Source organism: Microscilla marina ATCC 23134 (assembly GCF_000169175.1).
Taxonomy (GTDB): Bacteria; Bacteroidota; Bacteroidia; order Cytophagales; family Microscillaceae; genus Microscilla; species Microscilla marina.
Genome location: NZ_AAWS01000001.1, coordinates 274001 through 289823, shown reverse-complemented (window position 1 = coordinate 289823; position 15823 = coordinate 274001). Strand labels below are relative to the sequence as shown.

At 39.2% G+C, this 15823-nt stretch carries 13 protein-coding genes; 8 read left to right on the top strand and 5 right to left on the bottom strand.

Annotated features, from left to right (window positions below; translation table 11 throughout):
• Window positions 1-152 precede the first annotated feature (152 nt).
• Both M23134_RS37325 and M23134_RS01095 read left to right on the top strand, forming a co-directional pair.
• A complete protein-coding gene (locus tag M23134_RS37325; RefSeq protein ID WP_002692968.1) occupies window positions 153-881 on the top strand; it encodes an outer membrane beta-barrel protein in 729 nt (242 codons plus the stop codon).
• 706 nt (window positions 882-1587) lie between these two features.
• Window positions 1588-2337: an outer membrane beta-barrel protein gene (locus M23134_RS01095; RefSeq protein WP_045112757.1), complete on the top strand. Its 750-nt coding sequence runs from the start codon at window positions 1588-1590 to the stop codon at window positions 2335-2337.
• Between the two features lie 105 nt (window positions 2338-2442).
• On the opposite strand, the gene M23134_RS01090 is transcribed toward M23134_RS01095, so the two are convergent.
• Window positions 2443-2877, bottom strand: coding sequence for a hypothetical protein (locus tag M23134_RS01090; RefSeq protein ID WP_002692964.1), 435 nt, complete (start codon window positions 2875-2877; stop codon window positions 2443-2445).
• A gap of 520 nt (window positions 2878-3397) precedes the next feature.
• Here M23134_RS01090 and M23134_RS01085 point away from each other — a divergent pair.
• From M23134_RS01085 to M23134_RS01075, 3 genes are all read left to right on the top strand, one after another.
• Complete coding sequence (locus M23134_RS01085; RefSeq protein ID WP_002692962.1) at window positions 3398-5029, top strand: hypothetical protein; 1632 nt, start codon at window positions 3398-3400, stop codon at window positions 5027-5029.
• Window positions 5030-5239: 210 nt separating this feature from the next.
• Window positions 5240-5731, top strand: a complete 492-nt coding sequence (locus tag M23134_RS01080) for an RNA polymerase sigma factor (RefSeq protein WP_002692960.1) — start codon at window positions 5240-5242, stop codon at window positions 5729-5731.
• Window positions 5715-6359, top strand: a complete 645-nt coding sequence (locus M23134_RS01075; RefSeq protein WP_002692958.1) for a hypothetical protein — start codon at window positions 5715-5717, stop codon at window positions 6357-6359. Before M23134_RS01080 ends, M23134_RS01075 begins: the two co-directional genes overlap by 17 nt.
• A gap of 85 nt (window positions 6360-6444) precedes the next feature.
• Here the strand turns inward: M23134_RS01075 and hutH are convergent, their stop codons facing one another.
• From hutH to M23134_RS01055, 4 genes are all read right to left on the bottom strand, one after another.
• Window positions 6445-7926 carry a histidine ammonia-lyase gene (gene hutH / locus M23134_RS01070; RefSeq protein ID WP_002692956.1) on the bottom strand — a complete coding sequence of 494 codons (1482 nt, stop codon included), beginning with the start codon at window positions 7924-7926 and terminating at the stop codon, window positions 6445-6447.
• Between the two features lie 315 nt (window positions 7927-8241).
• Entirely contained in the window at window positions 8242-9096 is an 855-nt protein-coding gene (locus M23134_RS01065) for a DUF1295 domain-containing protein (protein ID WP_002692954.1), read from the bottom strand.
• A gap of 354 nt (window positions 9097-9450) precedes the next feature.
• The gene (locus M23134_RS01060; protein WP_002692950.1) at window positions 9451-10023 is read right to left on the bottom strand and encodes a TetR/AcrR family transcriptional regulator; all 573 of its coding nucleotides are present in this window, start codon (window positions 10021-10023) and stop codon (window positions 9451-9453) included.
• Window positions 10024-10192: 169 nt separating this feature from the next.
• Window positions 10193-11560, bottom strand: coding sequence for a serine hydrolase domain-containing protein (locus tag M23134_RS01055; RefSeq protein WP_045112756.1), 1368 nt, complete (start codon window positions 11558-11560; stop codon window positions 10193-10195).
• Between the two features lie 389 nt (window positions 11561-11949).
• Here M23134_RS01055 and M23134_RS01050 point away from each other — a divergent pair, with 389 nt between their 5' ends.
• The 3 genes from M23134_RS01050 to M23134_RS01040 all read left to right on the top strand — a co-directional run bounded on the left by M23134_RS01050 (window position 11950) and on the right by M23134_RS01040 (window position 15773).
• Complete coding sequence (locus tag M23134_RS01050) at window positions 11950-12699, top strand: SDR family NAD(P)-dependent oxidoreductase (RefSeq protein ID WP_002692946.1); 750 nt, start codon at window positions 11950-11952, stop codon at window positions 12697-12699.
• 440 nt (window positions 12700-13139) lie between these two features.
• Window positions 13140-14105, top strand: a complete 966-nt coding sequence (locus M23134_RS01045; protein ID WP_002692944.1) for an NAD(P)H-dependent flavin oxidoreductase — start codon at window positions 13140-13142, stop codon at window positions 14103-14105.
• Between the two features lie 441 nt (window positions 14106-14546).
• Window positions 14547-15773, top strand: coding sequence for an acyl-CoA dehydrogenase family protein (locus M23134_RS01040; protein WP_002692942.1), 1227 nt, complete (start codon window positions 14547-14549; stop codon window positions 15771-15773).
• The last annotated feature ends 50 nt before the right edge of the window (window positions 15774-15823 follow it).

Sequence of the window (15823 nt, the reverse complement as noted above, 5' to 3'; positions counted from 1 at the left end):
AAACACCCTAAGTAATTAATTTAACTCCTTAAATGTAAAAATGATCTTAAAATTATGCATTTTAATGGCAACACATTACCTTTGGGCGTATTTTCAGTTTATGCTTTGTAATACAGATATTTTATTGCATAAAATCACTTAATATTTAACTTATGAAAAAAGGTTTATTACTTATCGCATTTGTATGCCTAACTGCTAGCGTTGCATTTTCACAAGGTATCAGTGTTGGTTTACGTGGTGGCTTAACTTTAACTAGTGGCAACACTACTTTCCCTGCCAATGCTTCTCAAGGTCGCCCAATAGAGTTTAAAAATGAAAGCGATGGCTTAGGTGCAGGCTTTACCGTTGGTGGGGTGGCTCGTATTAACTTTGCAGGTTTGTTTTTACAGGGAGAACTTAACTATGCCCAGTTTAAGCTAAAACAAAAAAATAATCAAGCATACACAGTTACTGCTCCTGCAACTACTACCAACAATATCAAAAGTGAGTCTACTTTGAATGCTTTCAATATTCCTATTTTAGTAGGTACAAAACTAGGTCCTTTGAGAGCTTACATAGGCCCTTCTTTCTTGTTTGTAACCAGTGCTGAGCAAAAAACTACTGGTGATGTTACTTCAAAAGTGGGTGGTGTCACCGTTAATACTACTACCGTAGACAATACGCAAGACTTATTAACCTCTGATGCTGGCGATCTAGAAGTAAAGCCTTTGATCATTGCGGTAGAAGCAGGTGTTGGTATCAGTTTGCCTATGGGCTTAGAGGCTGACCTACGTTATGCTGTACCTGCCATTACTGGTGTTTATAAAAATAGTGATGTCAAAGGTTTCTTAGGTATCCTTTCTTTAAGCGTAGGTTATCGTTTAGTAAAGCTTGGCTTATAGTCAATAATAACCAACAAATTGTATCAATCAAAAAAAGCAAAAGACCTGGTCTTTTGCTTTTTTTGATTGCTCTCTCCTATTCAAACATGGGTGTGCTTACTTTCAACAATGAAACAGTGCTCACTTTTGGCTCATTCATCATACAGACTAAAGTACAGACAGTATTTAACCCAAACTACTGGCAATAGCTCATCCCAAATTCAGGCTTTGACAATTCTGACAATGTATTGGTAGTTACTCCCCCCTCATACATTTATATCATAATTATATATTTTAGCATTAAAGTACTCCCAAGTCTATTTAAGGCATTTTTTACTATATAGAAAGCACACACAGCAAAATTAACTTTTGCGCTTTTGATTAAAAAACTTATTATTTAACTTAAAAGTGTGAATTTCACTAATAATATTACATATAACAAAAACCAATAAAAAGTTATAATCACACTTTTACTCCCAAAAAGCAGTATCTACTTATCACAACAAAAAAAGCTTATTAGAGTATTAAGGTGGGTTTAAAACGTAATTGAGTATAATTAAATTATAATAAAGTACAAAAAAATAATCAAATACATATTTTCAGAAAGAATAATTGCTCTAAAATTATACACTTTAAGAATCACATATTACTTTTGTGTAACATTAAAGTAAAAACACTTTTTATAACACATATTTTAATCACGTTTAAAACATAATATAATTTATTTATGAGAAAAGGTTTATTAATTATCGCGTTAATCTGTATGACTGCTGGAGTTGTTTTTTCACAAAATAACAACGAAGGTAATGAAAAAGGCATCAGCATTGGATTGCGTGGTGGTATAACATTGACTGGAGGTAACACTACCTTTCCTGCTAACACTTCACAAGGCCGCCCTGTAGAGTTTAAAAATGACCAAGATGGCATGGGCTTAGGATATGTATTTGGGGGTACTGCTCGTATTAACTTTGGAGGCTTATTCTTACAAAGTGAACTTAACTACGGTCAGTTTAAACTAAAACAAAAAAATGCTCAAACTTTTTCAGCAGGTGGTGCTTCTGTTACAAATAACATCAACAGCGTATCTACAATGGACGCTTTTAACATTCCCATCTTACTTGGTACAAAGTTAGGTCCTTTGAGAGCTTATGTAGGTCCTTCTTTCATATTTGTAACCAGAGCTGAACAAAAAACTACTGGTACAGTTAATTCACAATTAGGTGGTGTTGATCTACCTTCTATTAGTAGTGAAGGTACACAAGATTTATTATCTTCTGATGCTGGAGACTTTGAGGTAAGACCCTTCATCATTGCAGTTGAAGCTGGTATTGGTATGACCCTACCAATGGGCTTAGAAGCTGACTTGCGTTATTCTGTTCCTGCCATTACTGGTGTTTACAAAAACAACGACGTAAAAGGTTTCTTAGGAATCCTTTCTTTGAGTGTAGGTTTCCGTTTGGCAAAACTCGGAATGTAGTCACAAGTGTATAGTCTTTTTTAAAAAAGACAACCAAAAAATATGTAAATAAAAAAGCAAAAGACCTGGTCTTTTGCTTTTTTTGCTTTAGTAAATGGCTTAGATCTACTCATACTCAACCACCTCGCCATCTGCCCAAAAACTCTCATCATCGCCGCAACTAATAGTGCTGGTTTCTTCAAACAAATCGTTTGATATGATCTCAAAACCCAAACGCCCAGTATAATTTTTTTTACACTGCGTATTATACTCAGGCTGGTAAAGATGAATCATCAGACATTTGGCATCAGCCACAATTTGCTTACTAATCCGCTCATAGGTCATGCCGTTGATATACCCTATAAATATCCCGGTAGTTTCAGTATTCAGATCGAAATCTCGCATATTGCGCTCAATACCATCCTGAATCTCTTGTTCATAAACACTCCCTATATACACAAGCTCATCTTCTTCGTCGAGAAGGGCATAAAAGTAGGCGTCTTCTTCATAGTCCATGTCGTCGTAATTGGTTTCTAACCAATTAATTACAATGCGTTCCATAATTATAATTTTTAGATGATTATCTCCCAATGATCGTGAATTTATTTCATATTTTATACAGGAAAAATAGAAATATTGTTGGGTAAATCAGATTTTGGGTAATAGTCTCGCAAAAGACGTTTTTCACTAAAAGTATTGGGTTAGTTCTGGGTAACATCACACCTATAGCCTTGAAGCAAACAAGCGCTCTAATTTATGAGTAAATAACCACCTTGTACCCTATCGCTTCATAAATCACTCTGAATTTGTTTAAACTTAACCAAGGGCATAGCCAAGCGCTTGTTTTAAGGATAAGATTTATGTGTTCTTTCTGGTGCAACAATGTTGGATAGGATGTCGCAAAATTTACTTAAACTTACTGTGAAATATACCAAACAAATGCACCTAGAAAATTTATTTATAAAAAATATTCATTATGCAGAGTACAAAGTTAACTCTTCATGCTTGTTATACGCATTCTGTTAATTTCATTTAATGAATTAACCCTGCTAATAATTATAGTAAATCTTAACCCATATTTATGCAAACTCAATCTAACAACAAAGAAAGAAATGCGGAAAATAGTCAGGACAGGTCTGTCGTACAAGCCAAGGCGCAACAAGACCTTGCTGCTCAAACCAAACAAGGACAACTCTCTGCTATACAAACAAAACATCAACCCGTACAACGCTCACAAGGTTATAAACCTCACCGGGCACACCAACAACCTATACAACGCAAAACTCGAAGTAAGGCAGAATCTATCTCTCAATCTATGGGGGAGCAATACGGAGCAGACACTTCAAAACTTCAATTTAATCATAACTCTTCGTTTCCAAAATCGGTAGGTGCCGAAGCCACCATACAGGGCAATAAGATAGATTTTGCCCCTGGCAAAGATACCGAAACGAACATTAAGCATGAAGTAGGACACGCCATAGACAATGCCAAAAACGGCACCCCAAAAGGCGATAGGGTTGTCAATGGGCAGGTAGTAGATACTACCCGCGAAGCTACTGCCGACAAAATGATGAACACTCCGCTGCAAAGGAAAGCAAGTGATGCTACATCAGGTTTGTCGCAACACAATGGTACTACCAACCAGATATTACAGCTCAAAACTGCTGATGGCTTATTTACAGGGTCAAACATCCCTCATAAAAAAATAAACGCTGACATACGTTTAGTGAAAGGTATCTTTAAAGGCTATGGCTACATGGTGCCATTACAAAGAGTAGCTAAAGATAAAGCCGAAGCAATAAAAGCTGCCGCACAGTTTGTAGGCACTACCAAGGTAAATGCGGGTGGTAGCTCTAATTTTATGTCTATGAAAAACGTGTGGAGGCTGGCAGGCGACAGTAAAAAAGGAATAGACAGAAATGGGGTAACTGAAAACAATGTAGGTGGAGGAGATCGCAATATTGTTAAAAAACAGTTTGAGCCTTATACGGTTTCGTTGCAAAGCAAATACCGCAGTATACAAGGAGTGCAAAGTTTGGTCATACGCTATAATTTTGCCCAAGAAAGCTATGGATATGTCACCGCGATTATAGATGAGGGGGTGTATAGCGAAATGGTGCCAGGAGGCATTACACGAGGCGGTGACCGCAGCCTCGACTATGGTGCTATGCGCAACTCCAGAGGACACAATGAAGATTCTCTTAGCAGAAATAATAGGGCTGATTATGGAAACAAAGGCATGGATGATGCGCATATTTACAATGCTTTTGACCAAAACCATGAGAAAACTGGTGGGCGAAACTTGATGGATATCATCAAGCAACACCCTAGCGATCAAGGTAAACATTCGTCTAAAGAAAAGCTGACCGAACACCGCGAACATTTTGATAGTATAGCCAAGCTTGCTGGTGAAGGTCCTCGTTTTCAGTGTGTGCGAAACAACGTAAAAAAACTTAGCAGTAACACCCGGTTTATCACTCCTCACGATGGCGGTTTTATTACCATTACCTTTGAAGATCTTGCAGCTCATTGGCGTGAACTAAAAAATGCTTACAATATTCCAGACAAGGATGTTATTGTGATGATGAAAATGTACTATGACAAGTACAAAAGCACAAGCCTTGATTTAGTCCCCAAAAAACAGAAGAAGTATAAAAGAAGCATCACATTTAGTCCAAACCAGGGAGGACACGACATCCTGCTAAGACCATAAGTTTACTCTTTTTAGAGGACAATTTAGACAACACAAAACTCTCTGCTTCCTTTATATGCTATCGGTAGTAGGGAGTTTTTATTTTATATCACCCCACCAGCCAAATAGTCGGTTTAGCTTATAAACCTATACTACGTCATTTTTTTTAACTTCTGCTGTAATAAACACTTGCCTTGAGACACTAAACAGTTAAACAACCGAAAGTTTATAGTGAGCAGCGACTTTTATACCTCCTCTATTTTACCTTTTGCCCCTATCATTATCAAAATATGCAGGGCATATACCAATACGCAAGAAGATTTTGAAGACTACTATCAGGAAGTATGTCTTCAGATTTGGCGAAGCCGTGACAACTTCCGGCAAGACGCCAAATGGTCTACTTGGATATACAGACTATCGCTGAATGTATGCTTGACTTTGCTTAAAAAGAAAAAGAACAGCCACCAGCAATTTGCTTCAGACTACTTGCCCACAGAGTTTACTGAGGAAAACCGTGCTTTTGAGCATGAGTCGCTTAACCAACTATATGATGCCATCAGGCAGCTTTCAGAGGTTGACCGGGCAGTGATTTTACTTTACCTGGAAGAAAAATCGTACAAAGAAATTGCTGAAATTATAGGCTCCAATGCCAACAGCATTGGGGTGCGCATTAAACGGATCAAAGAACGATTAAAAAAAATATTAGATGGCAAAATCAATTGAATCAATCTGGAAAGAGGGTTTTCTGGACGATCAGGCATTGGTCGCTCCAAGGGTGAATGACTTGTACAATAAAAAATCGCAACACATAGTAACTAAGTTTCGCCGGGCATTTAAACTCAACCTTTTGTTCATTATGGGCTCGTCGGTAGTAGCCTTTGTAGGCTATGCCATATCGGGAGCTTTTTATGTCGGGTTATCGGCTTTTTTGCTGCTAAACTGGTTAGTAATTACAAGTTATCGAGAGGCCAAAAAGCTCCAGCAAATTGATCAGGGCACAAGCAGTTACGAATACCTCAAAACGTTTGACCAGCAGCTTAAGCAGGTCATCGCGTCTTATACCCGAATGTATCGTTTTATTTACCCTGTATTTTTTCTGTTAATGGTTGCCGGAACCTGGTTTTCCAGTTTTAGTGCAAGAGAACTGGAGAGGCTTACTGCCAAATTTCCTGCCCTATTTTATAGCATCAATGGTGTGCCTATATACCCACTCACCTTCGTTATAATTGTTACATTGGTACTTACTTATTTTGGCAAGCGAATTTATATGTTTGATGTAAAACTAATGTATGGGCGGGTTTTGTGTAAGTTGGAAAAGCTCCTTCAAGATATGGAAGAGTTGAGACAATAGTATTATTTTTTGTAACAAAAAAAGCAGTTTTTTAGCAGTAAGCAAAAATATTTTTCTTTTTTGCTCACTGCTATTCATTTGTTAGTTATAGTGTTTGCACAAATTTCAAGGCTTTGTCTATTTCAGTATACATTACCTTATCATCTTCTACAAATGGCACTTCTGCTCTAAAATCATCCATCAATTTTTCCAATTTTTTGGAGGTACGCATTGGACGACGAAACTCTATTGCCTGGGCAGCAGTCATAAGCTCTATGGCAAGTACTCGTTCTACATTTTGTACTACCTTTAGGGCTTTGGTAGCCGCGTTAGCCCCCATACTTACGTGGTCTTCTTGCCCGTTTGACGACACAATAGAGTCGATAGAAGCTGGCGTACACAGCTGCTTATTTTGACTTACAATAGAAGCGGCAGTATATTGAGGAATCATAAAACCAGAGTTAAGTCCTTGGCTGGCAATCAGAAAGGCAGGCAAATCGCGTTTGCCTGAAATAAGCGTATAAGTACGGCGTTCCGAAATATTGGCAAGCTCAGCCACAGCAATGCTCAAAAAATCAAGTGCCAAGGCAAGCGGCTGTCCATGAAAGTTACCTCCTGATAAAATTTTATCTTCGTCAGGGAAAATATTTGGGTTATCAGTCACCGAATTGATTTCACGCAAAATCACCTCACGACAATAATTAAGTGCATCATAAGTAGCGCCGTGTACTTGAGGCACACACCTAAACGAGTAAGGGTCTTGGATATAAGGCTTTTTCTGCTGAGCAATTTCGCTGCCTTCTAACAACTCTCTGATATTTTTGGCTACCTGTATTTGCCCAGGGTGAGGACGTGCCTGATGAATAAGGTCATTGTAAGGAGAAAGCAAACAATCGTACCCATCAAACGACAAGGCTGTAATTACTTCAGAAGCTTTCAGTAATTGGTCTATACGCAGCAAACAAATCGTACCAAACGCACTCATAAACTGAGTACCATTCAGCAGAGCCAGCCCCTCTTTTGACTGCAGTTCTATGGGCTCCCAACCAAAATGAGCCAATATTTGGGCAGCAGGTTGTACTTTGCCCTCAAAGTATGCCTCACCCAAACCCAACAAAGGCAAGGCTATATGCGCCAAAGGAGCCAAGTCGCCAGAAGCCCCCAAAGAGCCCAGCTGATAAACTACTGGAATAACATCGTGGTTATAGAAATCAATCAAGCGTTGTATGGTTTCCAGCGCTATGCCAGAGTGCCCATAAGACAAAGACTGTACTTTGAGTAAAAGCATCGTTTTTACTACATCCTGAGGAACCTCATCGCCTGTACCACAAGCGTGCGATTTCACGAGGTTTGCCTGCAACTGAGCAAGGTCTTTTTTGTCTATTTCCTGGTCACACAAAGAACCAAATCCTGTGTTGATGCCATAAATAGGGGTATCTTCCTTGGCAAGCTTATTATCTAAGTAGCTTCTACATTGCACAACTCGTTCACGGGCGTTGTCAGAAAGGGCAATTTGTTGATTCAAAACCTGTTTTACCTGGTCTAGCGAAAGCCATTCGCTGGAAATATAATGCGTGCTTTTATCCATTTAAATCGTGTGTTATGTGTATTTTCCGATAGTTTATATATCAATTCCTGTCCGTCTCACATGTCAATTGAGTAATTTATGCAATGGGTAGGGTGCTCACAATGAAGTTGTTACATTGCTTTAAACAGTAATGTAGCTCCATTATAGCGACTCAAAAATAGTGAAAAATGAAGTAAAAAAACGGCTCGTTTAAATTTAGTTTTCCAACAAAACAAAGGACATATCAAAGCAAAAAAACTGATGTTGGATCAGTTTTTTTGCTTCATCAAGCCCAGCTATGCTCAATGAGGCTTCGGTGGTCATCCCTTATATTGCTTATTTCTTAGGCAAACCGGGTATAAACGCAGGTGTTTTTCTAATGTATTCGGCATATTGAGGTTTGGTTTTTTTAAGTTTGGTTTCCAACAAAGCTACTCCTGATACTTTGAGTAAAAACAAGGTCATGATCAATGGGCAAAAAATAAAATATAGCCCTTGCCATTGGCTTAAGCCAAACATAAAGAAGCCCCACCACACCATCGCATCACCAAAATAGTTGGGGTGTCGGGTATAGTGCCACAAACCTTTGTCCATAACTTTGCCGTAGTTGGCAGGATTTTGCTTAAATCTGCGCAATTGTGCATCGCCTACTGCCTCAAAAAACAAGCCTATGCTCCAAAACAAAATCCCAAGATAATCGAGCAATAATAAACTTCCAGAAACGGACAGTGCAGGTAAGTATACTGCCGAAATCATCCAGAGAAGGAAGCCTTGCAACACAAATACCCGGAAGTACGAAATCCACCAAAAATGTTTCCCGTTCTGTTTACGCATAGCCACATAACGATAATCTTCGCCTTTGCCCAAGTTACGAATGGCCAGGTATATAGTAAGCCGCAAACCCCAGACAGTAACCATCATAAGCAATACCCAGTTGCGCGTACTTAAGAGCTCAAAACCAACTTGGGAACCGTATAGCCAGGCAATGATAAAAAAACCTAACCCCCAAAATACATCAATGATAGAAGCATCTTTAATTGTGAGACTCACCAACCACAAAACTGTTAAGCTCAATAGAATAACTCCCAAGCCAACGGCATAAGTAGTAGCAGCAGCATGTGTAAATAAAAAGGTAGAAATAGCTGTTACCAGTGTTAAGAGGATTACATAAAATATTTTTTTTCGTTTCATGATATAATGCGTGGTTGTAGTATATTAAGTAGCAGCAAGTATTGGATACCAATGCATATTGGTGCAATAAGCTATAAGTAGAGCTGACGCATAGTAAACCAATTATACTTGCTTGTTAGATATAGTACTTAGTTAATTCAAGTTGTTAGTTACCCACTGTAAGCTATAAGTAAATACAAAAGAATGGGCAAGGTTTGGTGTCCCAAAACAGCTTGCTTGCCACTTGTTATATTGCTATATATGAGCAGGTAATTGGGCAAATTAACGCAAATCATGTGGTAAACTCAAGAAGAGATAAGTGATAAACTAAACGAAGGGTGGCTCGCCGTTAGGCCAAAAGCATTGTAAATAAGGTCAAGTAACAGCATCCCACAAAACATCAAACCCTGCCTGGATAATGGCTTCATCTAATGTAAGCATGTTTTTGTAATGATAATCTACCAATTTATCAATGATGCCATCTAAAGCAGCAATAAGTACCATATCGGGAGTTTCGGCTTTTATAATCATTTGCTCTTTGCCAAACTCCATCAACTGCCGGGCAGCAGTCTCAAGGGCTCTTTTTGTTTCAGGAGTTGCTTTGTCAAAGTAAGGAGAGACAATAAACATTTTAAAAAAAATATCTTCTTTATGATGCTTAAGCTTATAATCAATGGCTTGCTCAAACAGGTTCCAGAGCAACTTACGAAAAGGCTGGACGGGCTCAAAGAGCAGGTGAAGCTCTTCAGTCATTTGTTGTGCTATGTAGGTAAAGGTAGATACAATGAGGGTTTCTTTGTTTTTGTAGTAAGTATACAAAGTAGAGGGTACTACCTCGGCACGTTTTGCTACCGAAGCCATTTTTACTCCTGCAATGCCTTGTTCAGATACAATATCTATAGTTACTTGTCTTATTCGTGCCTGTTTTTCCTGATCTTTTAGTTTCATTATTTTTACATTTATGAAGGGAAGGATAACCCAAATAAACAAAATATAATAACGTTTGTTATCACCACAAGTTCATTTTACATAGCACAGCACAAGCCACCAAGTCCTACTTTAGCATTTAATATGGGGGAGTTCGCTCGATCTCAAGAAGCCTACCCCTCCCCTTCGTCTATTCTTTGTCTATCTTTGCCTTCAGCACACCTATATTTGGCTCATCATAATTGATCCAGTAACGTTTTTTAAACATCTTGGTAGTACGCTTTTCAACCCAATCTTTTTTAGGCATTTTAAATTTACGCCCATACAGTATATTATCAATCATCTGATAAATAGGATACATTTGATACCCTAACCCTCGATTGGTCAAAATTACAATAAAACTTTTGTCTTTGGTATCGTGTTGCAGGTAGCTTCTAAACCCTCGATAAAGCCCATGGTGAAAAACTACATGCGGTTTTTTTCTATATATCTTAAAACCATAACCATAGCCGTACTTTCTTTTGTTAGTAACAGCTGCCATTGTAAATGCTTTTCTTTGGGTAAGGTCACTCACTAAAGTTCTTTTATGCAATGCTTCATCCCATTTGGCAAGATCTTCTACTGTAGTACACACACTTTTTTCGCCCACTATGCCATCATAAGGATGATAGTCAAGCAATTGCCAACCATATTTTTGGTCAATATAATACCCATAAGCTCTTTGTTTCTTTTTGCTCACAATCACCTCTTGGGTTTGCAAAATACTTTTTACAATACGAGTATCTGCGTTTTTCTGAATAGTATCTCTTTTTACTACTAAAGTATCGTAGGTTTTGGTATTGTACACATTGGTATGGTTACGTTTGGGGTGATAAATATAGGTGTGGTTCATTTTCAAAGGCTTGAAAATGTTTTCATACAAAAACTTGTCAAAAGGCACTTTGCTTACCTTTTCTACAATGCTTGCCAGCAAAATATACCCTGTATTGCAGTAGCTGGCTTTTTTGCCAGGTTTAAATTTCACCTTGGGACGTACTGCACTCAAATAAGCTATGATATCATCATTACTAATGAGTTTGGTACTACCAAACATTCGGGTCACCCCCCTTAATTCTCCAAAAGAGTCGGGTAGACCTGAGTTATGATGCAATAAGTTCTCTATAGTCACGCTTTTGTAGGGCAATGCTGGAATGTAATGGTGCACCAAATCAGAAAAATCAAGTAAACCCCTTTCCTTTAAAATCATAATAGCCATGGCTGTAAACTGCTTGGATACTGAGGCAACCCGCATGGATGTAGTCAGTTTTAAGGTATCTCTTTTATCTAAATTGCTCCAACCCAGGGCTTTCTTATAAATTACCTTGCCCTTATCCTTGACCAACACCGCACCATTAAACTGATTATTGGCATAAAGCAAGTTCATGACTGAGTCTATCACTTCTGCCTTAGAGTTTTGCTGGGCTTGCGCCAAGTGAGTAAATAATAGACTCAATATAACAACGCAAGTTTTTTTGAGCGAAGCTAAAAATTGGGGTGTAGGGTAAGCATATTTTTTCATAAATATAATGGGGGTTGAAAATAGCGTATAACAAAACAAAAATGTTACTGCATACACAACGGTTAATCATCAAGAACAAATACAACGAAACATCTCTAATATAACGAAAAACACCCTATAAGCCAAAGAACAATTGGTGTTTTAACGAAAGATTAGCAAAGTTATCAAGCAGTTGCATCAGTCCGTTTAGGATTCAATGCTACAAGTCAATTTTTAGTAAAAAATAACTTATCAAAAGCTAAATTAGTATTTTTATACTAATTTATTTTGTTGCTTCCCCATAGTATTATAATTTGCGTGAATATAGCTTTTACAAGAGATTGTTTTGTAATTAACCTATAGCTCATAAAAAACAATCACCTCAAATAACACAATCAGAAAAACACAAAATGAAGTTTCAAGACAAAGTAGTAATCATTACTGGAGCAGGGTCAGGCATTGGTCGGGCTACTTCTCTGCTCTACGCTCAAGGTGGGGCGCAAGTCATCGTATCAGATATTGCCCCTAAAGGAGGAGAAGAAACGGTGAGACTTATCACCGAAGCAGGAGGAAAAGCAAGCTTTATAACGGCCAATGTTGCCAAACTCGACGAAGTAGAAAATCTAATCAATGAAACTGTTGCTCAATTTGGCAAAATAGACATTGCCGTTAATAACGCTGGAATTGGAGATTTCAACCAAAAAAAAACCGCTGAGCACCCAGTAGATAGTTGGGACAAGGTAATTGCGGTAAACCAAACTGGGGTGTTTTATTGCATGAAAATGGAGCTTCAACAAATGATGAAACAAGGCAGTGGCAATATAGTCAATGTATCGTCAGTAGCAGGTTTGCGTGGTTTACCCAATAACCTGGCATATGTGGCAAGCAAACACGCTGTAGTAGGCATGACCAAAACTGCAGCCATGGAATATGCTAAACACAATATCAGGGTAAATGCAGTGTGCCCGGTATTTACACTTACTAATTTATTTCAGCCTCAGTTTTTTGGCGATAAAGCAGAAAAACTCAAGGCAAATATTCCGATGAAACGCTACGGCAAAGTAGAAGAGATAGCCGAAGCAATCACTTGGCTGAGTGCCAGAAACTCAAGCTTTGTAACAGGGCATATAATGCCAGTAGACGGTGGCACAACTGCCTGATAGTTGCTATCACCTTAGCTATTTTAAGCATTATTCAATACATTTAATCAATAGATGTAACGAGGGTTATACCTATTTGTAGCTTATCACTCATTGCATCGACATCTAAGACTTGTTACTTTTAACCACGTTTTTTGTAAGTTACTGAAAATCAACATTATACATAAGTATAGTTACCTGTGAACCGAATCTACAGCAGTTTGCTGTGATGAGCTCAACGCAGTTAAACAGGGGTCTAGCTTGCGACATATCGCTTAAAGCTTGCCCCTGTCGGGGCTTCTATCTACCGATTTTATAAACCGATAAAAATCAGTACTCTATAAAATCGGTAATAGGCTTGCAAACCAGCCTCAAGCTATTGGCTAATAGCACCGATATGCATCGGCACCTAAGGACTTGAGGCTGTAGAAGCTACTTACTTACTACCAAAAACATCAATCATGAGCCAAAACAATCTATTCAAAGATCAATTATCGCTCCCGGTAATTGCTGCCCCTATGTTTTTAATTTCAGGTACCCAATTAGTCACTGCCTGCTGCAAAAACGGCATCATAGGCACTTTTCCTGCCTTAAACCAACGCAGTACTGAGGGTTTTGACCAATGGCTAACCGAGATAGAAAATGAATTGGAGCAAGCCAAACAAGATGGGCAAACAGTCGCTCCTTATGGGGTAAACCTTATTGTACACCATACCAACCCTCGCCTTAAGGCAGATTTAGAAGTTTGTGTCAAGCACAAAGTACCTATTATCATTACCTCGTTGGGGGCAGTAGCAGAGGTGGTCGAAGCGGTACACAGTTATGGTGGTTTGGTATTTCATGACATTACCAACCGACGCCACGCTGAAAAGGCTATAGAAGCTGGAGTAGATGGGCTTATTTTAGTGAGCGCGGGGGCGGGTGGACACGCAGGTACTGTAAACCCTATGGCATTGGTGGCTGAAATTAAAAGCTTTTTTGACAAAACTATCATTCTGTCGGGGTGCATAAGCAACGGGCGCGATATAGCCACTGCCCTGCAAATGGGTGCCGACTTTGCCTACATGGGTACGCGGTTTATCAATGTGAGCGAAAGCAAAGCAGACAAAGCTTATCAAGATATGATTATCCAGAGCAACACTGCCGATATTGTATATACTGCAGCTATTTCAGGGGTGCCAGCCAATTTCTTACGCCTAAGCCTTGAGGCGATGGGCATTACCAAAGAAATGTGGCATCATCAGAAAAAAATCAACTTTGGAGAGGAACTGGATGCTGCACAGGCCGAAGCCAAGGCTTGGAAAACAATTTGGTCAGCGGGGCAAGGTGTGGCGTCTGTTCAAGATGTGGTACCAGTAAAAACATTGGTACAAAGGCTCAAAAAAGAAATGAGAGAAGCGATCATGGAGCAACAACAATGGTTATAATTACGAATGGTTCAATTACAAATTAGAATTTAGGAGTGCACGAAGTCCCGTAGTTGCTTGATAATAAGCATTTTATAAGGTTAAAACGAGTGCAAATAAGGTTCTAGCAACTAGGTGCAAGGTACTAGGCACACCTTGTTCCATAGGTAGTTATCAAGTTTGTAAAGTTTTTATTTTCAGTTGTTTACAAACTTGATAGTTAGAAACCCTGTTCCTGACATACAGATAGTTAACTACTTGTTAAGTACATAAATGTAGGGGTAAATCTTTGTGGTAGACCTTTCAAAGAGCAAACATAAATACATAAAACGCCTTTTAAAGGAATAAATGCCCTTGTCAGGGCTACTGACCATGGCCCCCAACTAAGCTTGCAAATATGATAAACATTGCAAAGGTTATTACGCAGAATGAAACTGAAAAAATGACGATAAAAAAGAACTTATGAATTTTGACTATACCGAAAAAATGAAATCCCTTCAGGAAAAGCTCACTCACTTTATGAAGGAACACGTCTATCCAATAGAAAATGATTATTTCCACTGGACACACTCTCCCGAAAACTTTTGGAAAGTGTGGCCAGGGTTAGAAGACTTAAAAGCCAAAGCCCATGAAAAGGGTCTTTGGAATTTGTTTTTACCTGCCAACTATGGCGAAGTAAGCCCTGGGCTGTCTAATTTAGAGTATGCTCCACTTGCCGAGATTATGGGTAAGGTGATTTGGTCATCTGAAATTTTCAACTGTAGTGCCCCTGATACAGGCAACATGGAAGTATTGGCAAAGTATGGCAATCATGAACAACAGGAACGTTGGCTCAAGCCACTGCTGGCGGGTAAAATACGCTCAGCCTTTTTGATGACTGAGCCAGAAGTGGCTTCTTCAGACGCTACTAATATTCAATGTTCTATCAAAGCCGAAGGAGATGAGTACGTCATCAATGGGCGTAAATGGTGGTCTTCGGGCGCAATGGACCCTCGTTGTGAGATTTTTATTGTGATGGGTAAAACCGACCCAGAAGCAGCCCGCCACAGTCAGCAAAGTATGATTTTAGTACCTAAAAATACACCTGGCGTTACTGTAGTACGCCCATTGTCTGTATTTGGCGAGTATGATTCACCCGCTGGACACGCTGAGGTATTGCTCGAAAACGTAAGGGTGCCTAAAAGTCATTTGATTTTGGGCGAAGGACGCGGCTTTGAAATAGCCCAGGGGCGTTTGGGTCCAGGGCGTATTCATCACTGTATGCGCTTGATTGGTATGGCACAGCGTGCACTAGAGCTCATGAGCCAACGTGTGGCAACACGCGAAGCATTTGGTCGTCCGATTGCCGCGTTTAGCAGCATCCGGCAAGATGTTTCAAAATCTTTATGCGAAATACAGCAAGCCCGTTTACTTACGCTTCAGGCTGCCGACATGATGGACAAGGCAGGTACTAAAGGGGCTAAAGAGTTGATTTCTATGATTAAGATTGTAGCGCCTCGTATGACACAGACTGTGGTAGACCGAGCCATGCAATCGTTTGGAGGCATGGGTTTGAGCGCAGATACTCCTCTTGCCGGATTTTTTGGTGCAGCCAGGGTCATTCGCCTTGCCGATGGTCCCGATGAGGTACACATGCACCAACTGGGTAAAAATACCATTATGAAATATGCCACCGAAGCAACAAAATAAGCTATATTGTTGTAAATTACTGGCAGGTTTTCCTAAAAAACGCAAAACCT